The 16,283-nt window shown below is 67.1% G+C and carries 10 protein-coding genes; 5 read left to right on the top strand and 5 right to left on the bottom strand.

What is annotated here, in order from left to right; translation table 11 throughout:
• A partial coding sequence (locus tag ACNPP0_RS10910; RefSeq protein ID WP_448705871.1) for a DUF8189 domain-containing protein occupies positions 1-2,157 on the top strand: 2,157 nt, incomplete at its 5' end.
• On the opposite strand, the gene ACNPP0_RS10905 is transcribed toward ACNPP0_RS10910, so the two are convergent.
• From ACNPP0_RS10905 to ACNPP0_RS10895, 3 genes are all read right to left on the bottom strand, one after another.
• A complete protein-coding gene (locus ACNPP0_RS10905; protein WP_448705870.1) occupies positions 2,147-3,307 on the bottom strand; it encodes an FUSC family protein in 1,161 nt (386 codons plus the stop codon). The genes ACNPP0_RS10910 and ACNPP0_RS10905 overlap by 11 nt on opposite strands.
• Before the next feature lie 61 nt (positions 3,308-3,368).
• Positions 3,369-3,923, bottom strand: coding sequence for an anti-virulence regulator CigR family protein (locus ACNPP0_RS10900; RefSeq protein ID WP_448705869.1), 555 nt, complete (start codon positions 3,921-3,923; stop codon positions 3,369-3,371).
• A gap of 34 nt (positions 3,924-3,957) precedes the next feature.
• Positions 3,958-4,185 carry a hypothetical protein gene (locus ACNPP0_RS10895; RefSeq protein WP_448705868.1) on the bottom strand — a complete coding sequence of 76 codons (228 nt, stop codon included), beginning with the start codon at positions 4,183-4,185 and terminating at the stop codon, positions 3,958-3,960.
• A 73-nt stretch (positions 4,186-4,258) separates the two neighbouring features.
• Here ACNPP0_RS10895 and ACNPP0_RS10890 point away from each other — a divergent pair, with 73 nt between their 5' ends.
• Positions 4,259-5,920 carry an arylsulfatase gene (locus ACNPP0_RS10890; RefSeq protein WP_448705867.1) on the top strand — a complete coding sequence of 554 codons (1,662 nt, stop codon included), beginning with the start codon at positions 4,259-4,261 and terminating at the stop codon, positions 5,918-5,920.
• A 10-nt stretch (positions 5,921-5,930) separates the two neighbouring features.
• Here ACNPP0_RS10890 and ACNPP0_RS10885 read toward each other — a convergent pair whose 3' ends face one another.
• A complete protein-coding gene (locus ACNPP0_RS10885) occupies positions 5,931-6,896 on the bottom strand; it encodes an AraC family transcriptional regulator (protein ID WP_332611160.1) in 966 nt (321 codons plus the stop codon).
• 164 nt (positions 6,897-7,060) lie between these two features.
• On the opposite strand from ACNPP0_RS10885, the gene ACNPP0_RS10880 reads away from it, so the two are divergent.
• Positions 7,061-7,795, top strand: coding sequence for an SDR family oxidoreductase (locus tag ACNPP0_RS10880; protein WP_448705866.1), 735 nt, complete (start codon positions 7,061-7,063; stop codon positions 7,793-7,795).
• 23 nt (positions 7,796-7,818) lie between these two features.
• Positions 7,819-8,580, top strand: coding sequence for an SDR family NAD(P)-dependent oxidoreductase (locus tag ACNPP0_RS10875; RefSeq protein WP_332611157.1), 762 nt, complete (start codon positions 7,819-7,821; stop codon positions 8,578-8,580).
• A gap of 40 nt (positions 8,581-8,620) precedes the next feature.
• On the opposite strand, the gene ACNPP0_RS10870 is transcribed toward ACNPP0_RS10875, so the two are convergent.
• A complete protein-coding gene (locus tag ACNPP0_RS10870) occupies positions 8,621-10,423 on the bottom strand; it encodes a tetratricopeptide repeat protein (protein WP_448705865.1) in 1,803 nt (600 codons plus the stop codon).
• 331 nt (positions 10,424-10,754) lie between these two features.
• Between ACNPP0_RS10870 and ACNPP0_RS10865 the strand changes: the two genes are divergently transcribed.
• Positions 10,755-16,166, top strand: a complete 5,412-nt coding sequence (locus ACNPP0_RS10865) for an autotransporter domain-containing protein (protein WP_448705864.1) — start codon at positions 10,755-10,757, stop codon at positions 16,164-16,166.
• The last annotated feature ends 117 nt before the right edge of the window (positions 16,167-16,283 follow it).

Here is a 16,283-nt window from a genome sequence, read left to right as displayed (position 1 = left end):
CCCCCCCCTTCTATGCCCGCCTTGATGGACATGCTGCGCCCGCTACGCCGGGCGCTTTGCTGCACGGCCGCCGCTTTGGCCGCCACCCTCACTTCCCTTCCCGCATTGGCCGCTCCGCCCACGCTGGCAGAGTGTCACGGCATCAAGGACCTGGCGTTCGTCGCGCATCTGGACGACGACCTGCTGTTCATGAACCCGGACATTGCCTCCAACGTCGAAGCGGGCGGCTGCGTGCGCGTGGTCTACCTGACCGCCAGCGACGCGGGCGAAGGCGACACCTACATGCTGGGCCGCGAGCGCGGCGTGCGTGCCGCCTACGCCTACATGGCCCACAAACCGGACGTCTGGAAAGCCGATACCGGCATCGCGGCAAGCCGCCAGATCGCGCGCTTTACCTTGCAGGACAATCCGCGCGTACAGCTGTGGCACATGCGCTTGAAGGATCCGTGGCTGGGCAAGGGCTGGGGCAGCCTGACCCCGCTTAGCCGCACGGAATCCGAGCCGGGCCACAGCGTCGACACGCTGGGTCCCTATCCCGAAACGTACACGCGCGAACAGCTGATCGACACGCTGGCCGAACTGATCCGCCAATACGGCCCGACCACCGTGCGCCATCTGGACGACACCATCACCGTGCCCTACACGCAGCTGTGCTGGCGCTGCGCGGGCCACGGCCACCCCGACCACATCGCCAGCGCGCGGCTGGCGCGCGAAGCCATGTTGCGCGTGCCCGGCAACTACGCCGAAACCGGCTACATCGACTACCCCAGCCAGGAACGCGCCACCAACCTGACCGAATCCGAAATCGCCAGCAAGTCGGTGATCTTTCAGCACTACGCCTGGAACGACTACCACTACTGCGCGGGCCCCAGCGGCTGCAAGGAACCCGCCGGCCCCGCTGCCGCCTGGGTGCAGCGCGCCTATTACGTGTCACGCCAGGACATCGCGCCGCAGCTGTATCCGGACGGGCGCGGCGGCCTGGTGGTCTTTGCGGCGGGCGAGACCAACGCCGCCGTCAACCGCTGGGATTCCGGCCAGCGCCGCTGGCAAAGCCTGGGCGGCCGCACCACCGGCCCGCTGGTGTCGTTCACCCATGCCGACGGCACCGCCGGCCTGATGGCGCGCGACCCGCTGGGCGGTGTGTGGGCCAACAAGCAACGCCACGACGGCACCTGGCAAGGCTGGCAAGCACTGGGCGGCCTGCGCGTGACGCAAATTCCCGCCGTGGCCCCGCGCGGCGAAGCCGCTGCCGTGGCCTTGGGCTATGACGGCCTGCTGCACTGGATTGCGCCATCGGGCATCGACGGCAGCTGGAGCCCCTGGCAAGACCTGCCCGCCCTGGACGGCGCCACCGGCGCACCGGCCGCCGCGCGCGGCGCCGACGGCCGCTACGTGATCTTTGCCAACACGTCCAACGGCCAGTTGTTCTACACCCGCCAGCAACCGGCCGACAAAGGCAAGCGCCCCGAGTGGCAGGCCTGGCGGCACGTGCCCGCGCCCGTGGCGGCCGGTGGCCTGGCCGCGATCCGCAACCACGAAGACCGCGTCGAGCTCTACTTCCGCCAACGCGGCAACAACCACCTGACCAAGCTGATCGAAGCCGGCGACACCACCGACATGGACATGGACTGGAGCGCGCCCGCCGACCTGGGCGTGCCCTTCATCGGCCGCCCCGCCATCCACGCCGACGCGCAGGGCAATGTCATCCTGGCGCTGCTGGAACGCTCCGGTGGGCCGCTGTGGCTGGTGGAACACGGCAAGCCCACGCGCCTGGACGCGGACGCCGCCTCGCCGCCCGCGCTCAACGTCATCGACGGCGCCGTGTACATCGTGGCCCGCAGCGCCGGCGGCCCGCAACGCTATCAGGTGCTGTCGCGCCGCGACGGCGTGTGGGCGGACCGGCTGACGCTGGACGGCGTGCCGGGCAATGGCGGCGGCCCCTTCGCCACCATGGCAACCGCCCGCCCGGCCGACCTGCCCAACCTGGGCACGCCCGCCGCCGCCAACACGGTGGTGGTGCGCCCGTCGCCCAGCGATCCGGCTGCGCTGACGGTGGAACGCATGCCCACGCAGGCCTCGCGCACCGCCACGCCCACGACCGCCACGGCGGCCACCGGCGCGCCTGCCGCGCCGCCCTCCAAGACGGTCACGCAGTAGGCGCGCCGGGGCCTGCCGCGTCGGCGTGTCCTTCCAGCAGGTAGCCCGCCAGGGCTTCCACTTCCCGGGCCACTTCCTGCCAGATCCAGCGGACGACGCCTATCGCCTGCTTTTCGGCGGCGTCGCAGTCCGGGCAGCGCAACGCCTGTTCGATGGCCTCGTCCAGCGCCACCAACGCCGCGGCGGGCACGTGGCAGGGTTGCGTGTAGGCCTCGTCGCGCAGCGCGCTGGCCAGGCAGCCGATCTGCTGCTTGAGCGCCGCGGCCACCTCGTGCAACGCCGGCCCCAGCGCGTGGCAGGTCCGTTCGGACAACACAAAGCTACCCGCCCGCTCCATGATGGGAGCGGTGCGCCACAAGCCTTCGATACGTTCATTCAATTGATAGACGGACAAGCGTGAACTCAGCTTGTCCAGCGGAAACGCGCCGGCTTGCGTGACCATGTCGCGCGCGCGCCAACGCGCCCGTTCCATGATGGGCCGGTCATGCAGGCGTGGGCGCTGCCGCGCTTCATTGAACGCCGCCGCCCAATCAACCAGCATGTCGCCATAGGCGTCGATGGACGCGGCCAGGTTCCAGCGCGCGCTGTACCGTGCCGACAAGGGCAACACGGCCAGCGCCGCCAGGATGCCGGAGGCCGAGCCCACGGCAATGGCCAGCGTCTTGTCCAGCGCCCCGCCCAGGATGTCGCCGTCGGGCGTGACGGTCAGGATCGTCACGGTGACCAGGCTGTAGCTCAGCATGGGCCAGCGCATCGACAGATAGGCCGCGCAGGCCACCCCGCCCACAATGGCCCAGACCGGGCTGGCGCTGCCCGCGTCCGCCGCCAGCACCATCGACACCCCCAGCACCACGCCGATCAGGGCGCCCAGCACGCGGGCCGACGCCTCGCCGACGGTGCCCTCCACGCTGGCGCGCACGACGAACAGCGCGGAAAACGCGCCCCATGAAATCTCGGGCATCTGCCGCCATCGCATCCACACAAACGCCAGCAGCACCGCGGCCACCGTTTGCACCGGCAGGCGAAAGGCGTCCTCCGCCATCCGGGCTCGGCACAAGGCCGTGGTGTTGCGCAGCCGCATGGCCAGCGTCGGACGCGGGGATTGGGGTTGGGTCTGGGACTTGGCTTGGGGTCGTGATTGAGTCGGCACGGATTAATCGCAAAACGGGTGCATCGAATACCGATGCACCAGCAAGCATCATGCCGCCCGATCAATCAAACACGTTGACCAGGATGTCCGCGACGACGGCGGTGGCAATCGCCACCAGGACCAGGTCCGATCCCGCCACGCGCCATTCATAGCCGGGATACACCGGCAGCCGGGCCAGCATGGGGCCGGGCACCATCTTCTTGGCGATCCCGGGCGGCAGCGGTTTGCCGCGCGCCAGGTTCTTGCGGATGCCCGGCGGCAGGGGCGCGTAACCGGTGACGTGATATTCGGTGGCGTAGCCGCGTGCGGTGGACACGGAGATGCCGGCCTGCCGCAACGAGCCATCGCCGCCGTTGCCCTTGCCATTGCCGTTGCCGTTACCGTTGCCGTTGCCGTTACCGTTGCCGTTGCCGTTGCCGTTGCCGGCGTTCGACTTGCCGTTCTTGTCACCGGCATTACCCTGGCCTTTGTTCTTACCCTGCCCCTGGCCCTGCCCCTGGCCCTGGCCTTGATCCGATTTATCAGGCTTGCCCTTGCCGTCCGGTGGCGCCGCGAACGCATGCGCCCCCAGGGCCAAACTACAGGCAATGGTCAACAAGCGAACGGTCGTGCGCATGGAAGGCTCCAGGCTGGTCGGTAACAACGCCGTTTTACTCCCGCGCGCGAAAGAGCGGGAATCTATCGTGTATCAGCACCGGTGCGGCTGTAACGATTTGGCGGGTTGGCACCCGGTGTTTGACCCTGCTGGCCGCACCAGCCAAACGGTAAATAATTCCGCTGACACTTTTTCCGTTGACGTCGCCGAACAGGCGGTGAAATATCGTTTTCTCAATAACGCAGGCGCAACTACTGACGTCGTTGAGATGCTTTAGCTTCATGTAGGCCTATCCGGACCGCGAGGTCGTACACGCCCCACGGTCGATTCAACGATCTATTGACGGAGTGTGGAACATGGCGACACAGCAAAGTTACTCAACGGGCCTTGCCGCGTTATTGATCGCGACGGCGGCCATGGGCGCGCCGGCCGTGGCGCAAGAAGCCCGCAAACCCAACATCATTCTTATCGTGTCCGACGACACGGGCTACGGCGACCTGGGTCCCTACGGCGGCGGCGCGGGGCGCGGCATGCCCACGCCCAACATCGACCGGCTGTCCAACGAAGGCATGACCTTCTTTTCGTTCTACGCGCAGCCCAGCTGCACCCCCGGGCGCGCGGCCATGCAGACCGGCCGCATCCCGAATCGCAGCGGCATGACCACCGTTGCGTTCCAGGGCCAGGGCGGCGGTTTGCCCAAGGAAGAATGGACGCTGGCGTCCGTGCTGAAAACGGGCGGATACAAAACGTTCTTCAGCGGCAAATGGCATTTGGGCGAGGCGGACTATTCGCTGCCCAACGCGCAAGGCTATGACGAAATGAAGTACGCCGGCCTGTATCACCTGAACGCCTACACGTACGCCGACCCCACCTGGTTCCCCGACATGGACCCCGAACTGCGCGCCATGTTCCAGAAGGTCACGCGCGGTGCGCTGTCGGGCAATGCTGGCGAAACGGCGCGCGAGGAATTCAAGATCAACGGGCAGTACGTCGACACCCCCGAGGTCAACGGCAAGGAAGGCGTGGTCGGCATTCCGTTCTTTGACCGCTACGTTGAAAAAGCGTCGTTGGACTACCTGGAGCGCAACGCAAAAAGCGACAAGCCTTTCTTCATGAACATCAACTTCATGAAGGTGCACCAACCCAACATGCCGGACCCGGACTACATCGGCAAATCCCTGTCGAAAAGCAAGTACGCCGATTCCGTCGTCGAGCTGGACGCGCGCATCGGACGCATCATGGACAAGGTCCGCGAGCTGGGCTTGGACAAAAACACGCTGGTCTTCTACACCACCGACAACGGCGCCTGGCAGGACGTTTACCCCGACGCGGGCTACACGCCGTTCCGGGGCACCAAGGGCACCGTGCGCGAAGGCGGCAACCGCGTCCCCGCCATTGCGTGGATGCCGGGCAAGATTGCGCCGGCCACCAAAGACCACAGCATCCTGGGCGGGCTGGACCTGATGGCCACCTTTGCCTCCGTGGCGGGCATCAAGCTGCCCGTTAATGACCGGGCCGACAAGCCGATTGTCTTCGACAGCTATGACATGTCGCCGGTGCTGTTCGGCACGGGCAAGTCGGACCGCAAGTCATGGTTCTATTTCACGGAGAACGAACTGTCGCCGGGCGCGATACGCGTGGGCAACTACAAGGCCGTGTTCAACCTGCGGGGCGACAACGGTGTGAAGACGGGCGGCCTGGCGGTTGACACGAATCTGGGCTGGAAGGGTCCGGAATCCTATGTAGCCGCGGTACCCCAGGTGTTCGACCTGTGGGCCGACCCGCAAGAGCGCTACGACATCTTCATGAGCAACGTCACCGAAAGAACCTGGACGCTGCCCACCATGACCGCGGCCGCGGCGGACTTGATGAAGACTTATGTGAAATACCCGCCCCGCAGGGCGCAAAGCGAGGTCTACAACGGCCCCATCACGCTGTCGCAGTACGAGCGCTTTCAGTACATTCGTGAAAGCCTGGCCAAGGACGGCTTTACGCTGCCCATGCCGTCCGGCAATTGAAGACGTCCGGTCAGTGCGCGCCGGAATAGTCGTTTAACGACGCGGCGGGAGACAGCGCGAACGAGGCGCGCATGTCTCTTGCCTCGTCCACCGGCGTGCGCCCGAAAAAGCGTTTGAACTCGCGGGAAAACTGCGACGCGCTTTCGTAGCCCACGCGGGCCGATGCCGAGGCGGCCGTCAGCCCGTCGCGAATCATCATCAGCCGCGCCTGATGCAGGCGCGTCGACTTGATGTATTGAATGGGCGAGGTCTGCGTCACGGTGCGAAAGTTGGCGTGAAAGGCGGGGATGCTCATGCCCGCTTCCTGCGCCAGGCTGCCCACGTCCAGCGGTTGCGCAAAGTCGACATGGATCTTGCGCAGCGCCCGCGCCACCCGGCCAAAACGGCCCTGATGCACCAGCGCCGCCTTCATTGCCTCGCCCTGCGTGCCGCTCAACACCCGAAACAGGATCTCGCGCCGCAGCGCCGGGCCCAGCACCCGAGCTTCCACGGGGGAACACAGCGCGCGCAACAGGCGTAGCGTGGCATCGGCCAAATCCGCATCCAGCGGCGTGGACACGATGCCCAGCGGCGCGGTCTGCGAGGGCGGCGTGTCGTCCATCGCCAGGATCAATTCGGTCAGCTCGGTCAGGTCCAGCCGCAGCGACACCGCCAGCATCGGCTCGGCTTCGCTGGCTTCGGTTTCCGTTGAAAAAGGCAAGGGTACGGACAGCACCAGATAGTGCTGCGCGTCGTACACATAGACCTCGTCGCCCAGAAAACCCACCTTGCGGCCCTGGCATACGATCACGATGCCGGGCTCGTACAGCACGGGCGTACGGCCCAGCGGCCGGTTCGACCGCATGAAACGCACGCCATCCAGCGCCGACTGCGTGTAGCCCTCGTTGGGCGCCAGCCGCTCAAGCAGGCTGGCCATTCTTTGCGAAGCCAATTTCCGATCGGTATCCACGGTGCCGTCCTTTGCCGGGGTCCACATGCACGGAATTCTACAACCGCGTTCGCCCCCCGCTCATCCCGATTCAATAGGAATAGGCAATACCGGCATCGTTACGGGTATTCGCCGCCGGGGCCCCGAAACCTAAGATTTCATCAACGCGTTTCCCTTGCTCACCCCCTTGTTCAACCTCAGGAGATAGGCACATGAATACCCCCCAATCGAAAGTTGTCTTGATCACCGGCGCCAGCAGCGGCATCGGCGAAGCCACGGCGCGCATGCTGGCCGCGCAAGGCCATCGTCTTGTCATCGGCGCGCGCCGCACCGACCGCCTGGCCGCGCTGGCCACCGAGCTGGACGCGGGCGGCAACACCGTTATCTACCAGGCGCTTGATGTGACCTCGGCCGACAGCGTCAACGCCTTCGCCCGCTTTGCCCTGGACCGCTTCGGCAAGATCGATGTCATCGTCAACAACGCGGGCATCATGCCGCTGTCGCCGCTGCGCGCCGTGAAGGTCGATGAGTGGGACCGCATGATCGACGTGAACATCCGTGGCGTCCTGTACGGCATCGCCGCCGTGCTGCCGACGATGGAGGCGCAGGGCTTCGGTCAGGTCATCAATATCTCGTCTATCGGCGGACTGTCGGTGTCGCCCACCGCCGCCGTGTATTGCGCCACGAAGTATGCGGTGCGCGCCATTTCCGACGGGCTGCGCCAGGAATCCGACCGCATCCGCGTGACGGTTATCTGCCCCGGCGTGGTCGAGTCCGATCTGGCGGAGACCATCAGCGATGACACCGCGCGCCAGGCCATGCGCGAGTTCCGCCGCATTGCGATGACGCCCGACGCCATCGCGCGCGCCGTGGCCTACGCCATTGCGCAGCCGGCCGATGTGGACGTCAGCGAAATCGTGCTGCGTCCCACCGCCAGCCCCTACTGATTTTCTTTCAAGGAGTGAATGCCATGACTACCCCTACAACGGAATCCAGGACTTTTTCCGGCAAGGTCGCCATCGTGACGGGCGCCGCCAGCGGCATCGGCCTGGCCACCACCGAACTGCTGCATGCCCAGGGCGCCAGCGTCATCGCCGTGGACCGTGGCGACAACGTGCAGGCGCTGGCGCGCCCGGGCATCGTGCCGCTGGTGGCGGACGTGGCGCGCGAGGCCAGCGCGTCGCAGGCCGTGGCCACCGCCATCGAGCACTTCGGCAAGTTGGACATCCTGGTCAACAACGCCGGCATCATCATCAACAAGCCCGTCGTGGACATGAGCCTGGACGACTGGAACGGCATCCAGGCAGTGAACGCCACCGGCGCGTTCCTGTTCTCGCGCGAGGCCTTGCGCGCCATGATGCCGAACGGGTCGGGCGCCATCGTCAACGTGGGGTCCTACGCCTGCTACCAGGCCTTTCCGACCATCGCGGCCTATGCCGCGTCCAAGGGCGCGTTGGCGCAACTGACCCGCGCGATGTCGCTGGAAGCCATCGACCACGGCATCCGCGTCAACGCGGTCGGGTCCGGTGATGCGGTCACCAACATCACCAACCACATCCACGAGGATGGGCAGGCGTTTCTGGCGGAGCACGGCAAAAGCGCACCGATCAAGCGCGCCGCGCATCCCAGCGAAATCGCCGAGGTCATCGCGTTCCTGGCGTCGGACAAGGCCAGCTACATCGTGGGGGCCGTGGTCATGGCCGATGGCGGCATGAGCGTGGCGTTGAAGTAGGCAGCCCGCCTAAGCCTGTCTTAGCCCCGCCCGAGCCCGCCTAAGACCGCAGCGCGCGCAACGCCGTCGCCACCTCGTCCAGCACCGGCCCCCACGCGCCCGGGCCGGGCTGACGAAACAGCCGCATCGACGGATACCACGGCGTATCGGCGCGTTCCTGCAACCAGCGCCAGTCCGGCACGTACGGCAGCATGGTCCACACCGGGCAGCCCAATGCGCCGGCCAGGTGCGCGGGCGACGAGTCCACCGAGACCAGCACATCAAGCAGCGTCATCAGGGCGGCGGTGTCGTCGAAGTCATTGATGTCCTGGCTTGGCGACACCATCGCCATGCCGATGGGCGGCGTGTCCGCCTGCGCTGCCGCCGCGCCTTTTTGCAGGCTGATGAAGCTAATTCCCGGTTGCGCCAGCGGCGCCAGATCGGCCAGTGTCAACGAGCGCTGCGCATCGTTCGGATGGCTGGGCCGCCCCGCCCACACCAGCCCGACCCAGGGCCGTGGCAAGCCCGCCAACCGTGCACGCCATCTCTCCACACGCAACGGGTCGGCGCGCAGGTACGCCGTGCTGGCCGGCAAGTCCGCCAGACGCAGACCCAACGCCAGCGGCAGGCTCATCAATTCGCAATGCAGGTCGAACGCGGGCGGTATCGTGCCGGCGCGGATGATCTGGTCGAAGCCGCCACTGCGTTCGGCCAGGTCGTGGCAGGCATCGTTGATTTCCAGAATGATGCGCGCGCCGCTACGCTGACGCGCCCACGCCACCAGTTGCAAGAACTGGAAGGTGTCGCCATAGCCTTGCTCGTCATGAATCAGCAAGGTCTTGCCCGCAATGGGTTGCCCATCCCAGCGCGGCTTTTGCACAGGGCGGCTGCGCATCGCGGTGTGCGGCATGCGATAGCGGAAGCGGTATTCGCGCCAGCCCGCGTCGTAGTCGCCTTGCAACAGCAGCAGCTCGGCCAGATCAAAGCGCGCGCCCGCATCCGTGGGCGTGGCGCGCACGATGCTTTCAAGTATCGCGCGGGCTTCGTCGGTGTGGCCCAACGGCCGAATGGCCTGCGCCAGCTGGCGCAGCAGCATGATGTTGTCCGCATCGTTCGCCAGCGCGTGTCGCAGCAACGATTCGGCCTCGGTGTAGCGGCCGGCAAGCTCGGCTCGCGCCGCTTCAATGCGCGCCAGATGCCGATGCCATTCGGGCGTCAACGGGTCGATCTCGATGGCGCGCAGAATGGCGGCCAGCGCTTCGTCGTGGCGGGCCTGGTCATGCAAGGCCAACGCCAGGTTCCCCAGCGCCTGTGCGTAATCGGGGTCCAGTTCCAGCGCGCGCGCGTAGTGCTTCAGCGCCTGCGCGTTATCGCCCAGGCGCTTGCACGTGTTGCCCAGATTGTTGTGCGCCTGCGGGCTGTCGGGCATCAACGCGGCTACCCGTTGCAGGCATTCCAGGCTGGCGGCAAGCTGCCCCTGCTCTTGCAAGACTATGCCCAGGTTGTTCCACCCTTCGGCGCCCTGCGGCTCCAGCGCCACCGCGCGCCGCGCCGCGTGTTCGGCTTCGTCCAGCAAGCCTAGCTGGCGGCATATTTCAGCCAGGTTGCTGTGGTAGGCGGCCGGCGCCAGCGGGGACCGGCATGCGGCGCGCAGGTGATCAACCGCCACGTCCGCGTGCCCATAGGCATGGGCGATCAGCCCCAACAGATGGCGCGCGTCAGGCTGGTCCGGCACCGTGCCCAGCACCCGTAGGCAAAGCTGTTCGGCTTGCATCGCCTGGCCCGCCTGCCAATGCGCATAGGCCTGGCTCAGCGCGGCGGAGACGGTCAGGACGGGGACGGCGGCAGGGGTGGTCTGGTCCACGCGTTCAGGCCCACAGGGACAAGGTTGGGAAAGCAACATTATCTACGCCGACGGCCAAACGTTAAGCATGAATGTCGCCAAGCGCGCCGCTGCGCCGCGCCCGCCTTGGGTGTACACGTCACGCTGCGGAAAAGCGCCGAAAATTCCTTTGTTTTCCCCCGATTGGCGGGCTGGAACATCGAGTATTTATTGACCCGAAATTCCCCTACCCATCCCTGATCATTCCAAAAATCGCACGCATGGCCCGGCGCCGTGCGACGGAATTGCGCGCGTGAACGCGGCGGTCGCGCTTGACGGAATGCACGCCCCAAGAGCCCCGGAGGACCGCATTTTGAATCACATCTACCGATTGGTATGGAACCGAAAATTGCGCGTCTGGCAGGCCGCATCGGAACTGGCGTCGCAATCGCGCGGTGTCAGCTCGTCCGCGACCAGCAGCATCGCGACCAGCGCGCCGCCTTATGCGGCGGCCGCCGCCGTTGCGCTGGCGCTTGGATTGTCCAGCGTCAGCACGGCGGTTCAGGCCGAGTGCATTGAAGACCTCATCATCGTGACTTGCGAAGGCTTGGATCTGCCCAGCGACCCGGGTTATGCAAGCGCCTCGAACGTGCTGAATGTGCGGGTGGAGGAGAACGCCACCGTGGGCGTCGACCCGGCCCTGGGCGGCACGGCCATGCGGCTGAGCGGCGACAAAATCACGGTCAGCAATAAAGGCCGGATCGACGCCAATCTGTTCGGCCCCGTCGCGACAGCATCGTCGGGCCTGGTGATCGGCAACAGCAGCGGCAGGGGCAACGCGATCAGCGTCAGTAACCTGGCGACCGGGATACTGGGCGGCGTGGTCAGCGCGTCTGTTCCGTTTCCCACCGTGCAAGGCATGGCGCTGGCCGTGCAAAACGGAACCGGTGGGGTAAGCCAACTGAGCAACGCCGGCATGATCCGTAGCGTTCCGAGAAGCGGCCAGATCACGGAAACCTCCAACTTGCCGGTAATCGCGGCGTATGGGGGTGGTCAAGTGCGCTTCGTCAACGAAAGCACGGGCGTCATCATCGGGCGCGTCGGGTTCCAGGCCTCCGGCACGCCGGGCCAAGGTCACCTGTTCGACAACGCGGGAACGATCGTGGGCGGCGTATCGCTGGGTCAGGGCGGCAACAACACCTACACCGCGGTAACGGGATCGCTGGTGCTGCGTGGCCCGAACGCCGCGACCGCCGATTTGGCCGTCGACGACATGCCGGGCCTGAGCTTTGCGCCCCCCGGCAAGATCGACGGCGGCACGGGCGCGGGCGACACGCTGGTGCTGCAAAACGTCTTGCCATCGGCCGGCACCGACAGCGGCAATGGCGGCGTGGGCACCGCATCCGGCGACACCTACATCAACTTCGACAAGCTGCGCATCAATAGCGGCAGCTGGACGTTAAGCGGCGCGTTTCTGCCCAATGGCGGCAACGTAGAACTGAATGGGGGGCTGGCCACCCTTCAAGACGGCGGCGTGTTCGGCTCGGCCTCGATCGTGGCAAACGGCGGCGCACTGGCCGTGGGCACCGCCAACCAGACAATGAGCAACAACGTCCAGCTTGGCAATGCCGGGTTGCGCATCACGGCGGGCCAAGCCCTGACGCTGGCGGGCGACGTCTCGGGCGCGGGCGCGCTGAACATCCAGGGCACCAGCTCCATCACGCTTGGCGGCACCAGCAGCTACACCGGTGGCACCGCCATCGGCGCAGCCGCCAGCCTGCAAGGCGACACGCGCAACCTGCAAGGCAATATCGCCAACGATGGCGCGCTGACGTTCCAGCAAGCCACCGCCGGCACCTATTCCGGTGTGCTGTCCGGCGCGGGCACATTGACCAAGGCAGGCGCGGGCAAGCTGACGCTGACCGGCGCAAACACCTATACCGGCCCCACCACCGTGGCCGCCGGCACCTTGGCCATAGGCGCGGGCGGCGGCCTGGGCAGCAGCGCCATCAACCTGGCCTCCGGAACCACGCTGGACCTGAGCAACGGCGGCAATCAGACGTTGACCACGCTTGCGGGCTCCGGCGCCTTCGTGCAGTTGGGATCGGCAACGCTGACGCTGGACAGTCCCAACGACGCCGACTTTGGCGGCGTGATCGCCGGCGCGGGCGCGCTGGTCAAAGCGGGTTCGGGCAGGCAGACCCTTAGCGGCGCCGGCACCTTTACCGGCGGCCTGACCGTCAACGGCGGAACGCTGGCCTTGGGACCCGGGGGCAGCCTGCTTCCGGACTCCGCCGTCACGGTCAACACCGGCGCAACGCTGGATCTGGCATCGGCGGCAAGCCAGCAACTGGCCTCGCTGAACGGCAACGGCGGCAACGTGCTGCTGGGTCTGAGCGCGATGGTGAATTCGGGTTCCTACGCGGGCTCGATCCAGGGCGCCGGCGGACTGGTCAAGGCCGGGCCAGCAAGTCTCGACCTGAATGGCGTCAACACCTACACCGGCGACACGCTGGTCAACGGTGGCACGCTGATGGTCGGCTCCAGCGCGGCCAACAGCAGCGCCAGCGTCAACAGCAACATCACCGTGCGCAACGCCGCCACGTTAGGCGGATTCGGGCAGGTCACCGGCAACGTAACGGTGGAATCCGGAGGCCGCCTGGCCCCCGGCGCGCTTGCCGGCGTGTTTACTGTCAACGGCAACCTGTCGATGGCGCAGGGGTCTCAGGCGCAATTCAGCCTGGGTGCGCCGGGCGTCAGCCATAGCGTCAGCGTCAACGGCGACCTGCAATTGAACGGCGCGCAGTTGACCGTGCTGGATGCCGGCGGATTAGGCCTGGGCTTGTACCGCTTGTTCGACTACACCGGCACATTGACCTTGAGTCATGGCGGCCTGGTCACTTCCACAGGCATGACGCTGCAAGCCCTTGCCGGTGCCAAGCAGATCAACCTGATCAACGCCACCGGCTTGTCGCTGAACCTCTGGAACGCCAACGGCTTGGCCAGCCCCACCCAGATGGGCGGCGGGTCGGGCGTCTGGTCGACCACCAGCGCCGTCTGGACGGACGCCACGGGCAGCCTGACCGCCGCGCGCTATCCGGCCGACGCCTTCGCCATCTTTGGCGGGGCTGCCGGCACGGTGACGGTCGATGACACCGGCGGCGCCATCACCGCCCAAGGCATTCAGTTCGCCAGCGACGGTTATCGGCTGACCGGTTCGTCGTTGGCGGTGACCGGCTCCACGCCCAGCGCGCCGGGCGAGATACGCGTGGGTAATGGCAGCGCGGCGTCGGCGGCGTGGACGGCCACCATCGACAACACCTTGACCGGCGTGGGCATCAACAAGACGGGCTTGGGCACCCTGGTGCTGAACGGCGCCAACACCTACACGCAACGTACGCAATTGACGGCCGGCACGCTGGAGGTTTCCACCGATGCCAACCTGGGCGCGCCCGGGGCCGGCCTGGACTTCCAGGGCGGCACGCTGCGCGTGACCGGCACCGCTTTTCAGAACACCGCGCGCCACATCACACTGGGCACGGCGGGCGGCGGATTCGATATCGCCGACGCGGGCAACACGTACACCCTGAGCCAGGCATTGACCGGCAACGGCAGCCTGGCCAAGCTCGGCGCGGGCACGCTGGTGCTGGGCGGCAGCAACACCTATGTCGGCGGCACCTCCGTGCAAGCGGGCACCTTGCAGGTGGGCGACGGCGCGGTAGCGGGCAGCCTCACCGGCAACGTCGCGGTGGCTAGCAGCGCAACGCTTGTGTTCAAGCGCAGCGACCGCCTGGCCTTCAATGGCGACATCACCGGCGCGGGCCAGTTACGCCAAAGCGGCACGGGCACGCTGGTGCTGACCGGACAGACCTCGCTGGCAGGCGGCGCCTACGTTGATGCCGGCACGCTGCAAGTGGGCGACGGCGGCACGACCGGCTGGGCCACCGGCAACATCGCCAACCAGGGCAGCGTGGTGTTCAACCGGTCGGACGACACGGTCTACAGCGGCACGCTGTCCGGTGCGGGCGCCACCAGCAAACTGGGCGCGGGCACGCTGGCCATGGCGGGCGACAGCAGCGCCTACACCGGCGCCCTGCAACTGTCGGGCGGCGCCTTGCAGGTGGACGGCAAGCTGGGCGGCCGCGTGCAGGCCTTGGCAGGCACCACGCTGTCGGGCACCGGCACCTTGAACAACGTCACGATCGGATCGGGCGCCACGCTGTCGCCCGGCAACGCGGCCACCCCGCTGGGCAGCATGAACGTCGCGGGCGACCTTATCTTCCAGCCGGGCGCGACCTACCGCGTGGCGACCGCCGCCAACGGCCAGCGCAGCAGCGTGCGTGTCGCCGGCACGGCCACGTTGAACGGCTCAGTCGTGCAAGTGGGTGAAAACGGCAACTACGCGCCCTCCACCACCTACACCATTCTTGCCGCCAACAATGGCGTGCAGGGGCGCTTTGACACCCTCTCCAGCAACCTGGCCTTTCTGACGCCGTCCTTGTCCTACGACGCGAACCGCGTGGACCTGGTGGTGAAGCTGAAAGAAGTGCCGTCCGAAGGCGGGGGTGGCGACAACGGCAATGGCAACGGCGGCGGCGGTGGTGGCGACAACGGCAATGGCGGCGGCACGCGCCCCATCGAATTCGCCGATGCCGCCGTCACCGGCAATCAGCGTGGCGTGGCGCGTGCGTTGCAAAGCCTGCCGGCCAACAGCGCGCTGTATCAGCACATTCTCAACCTGCCCAACGGCGCGCCGCCCGCGGCGTTCAACGCGCTGTCCGGCGAAGCACATGCCAGCACGGTGTCGGTGCTGCAAAACGTGACGGGCGCGTTCACGCAGATGCCGATGGCGCGGCTGCACGCCAACCTCAATGCCGGGCAGATTCCCGGCGCGCCCACTGCCCAGTTGGGCCTGGGCGACGCCGCCTCGCTGCCGCAGTCGGCCGCGCAACCGCTGTGGGCGCAGGTGTTCGGCAAATGGACCACGCTGGACGGTGACGGCAATGCGGCCAAGACCACGCAATCCGATGCCGGGGTAACCATCGGCGGGGACGCGGCGGTAGGCGGCGGCTGGCGCCTGGGCGGCGCGGTCGGCTACGCGAACAGCAACAGCCGCACCCGCGACCGTGCGTCCAGCGCGGACACCGACAGCTACAGCATCGCGGTCTATGGCGGCAAGGCGTTCGAGGCCGGGGCCGGCAAGATCAATCTGAGTCTGGGCGCCGCCTATACCTGGCACGAGGTGGACACGCGCCGCGGCACCGCCGCCGCCGGACTGAACCAGACGCTAAAGGCCGACTACGGCGCCAGCACCGGCCAGGTCTTCACGGAACTGGGCTACGCCGTGCCTGTGCACGACCGTCTGACGCTGGAGCCTTTCGTGGCCGCCAACTACAGCGACCTGCACACGCGCGGCTTTTCGGAATCGGGCGGGGACGCGGCGCTGCGCGGCCAGAGCAGCCGCAACGACGTCACCACGACCACCGTCGGGCTGCACGCGCTGACTACGTTCGATAGCGCGGGCGCACGCGGCTATGCGCGCGGCACGCTCGGCTGGCGCCATGCGTTCGGCGACTTGAACCCGGCCAGCGTGCTGGCGTTTGCCCAAGGCGGCGACACGTTCACGGCAACCGGCGCGCCCGTGGCGCGCGACGCGGCGGTGGTGGAAGTGGGCGTGGGAATTGACGTCAGCAAGCGCACCACGGTGGGCGTCAGCTACGGCGGTCAATTCGGGGACGGCAACCGGCAGAACACCGGCACGCTGGATGTGCGCTACCGGTTTTAAAGAACGACCGGCGTTACGCGAAGTACGCGGCCGATCCGTGCGAGACGCCTGCCGTGTTTTGGCGCAGCGGGGCGGCCAGATCGTCCGCGTCGCTGCGCAGACGCGCCGGGCGCGCGG

The sequence above is a fragment of the Achromobacter semiaridum genome (assembly GCF_053543755.1).
This window is presented reverse-complemented; position numbering and strand designations above follow the sequence as displayed.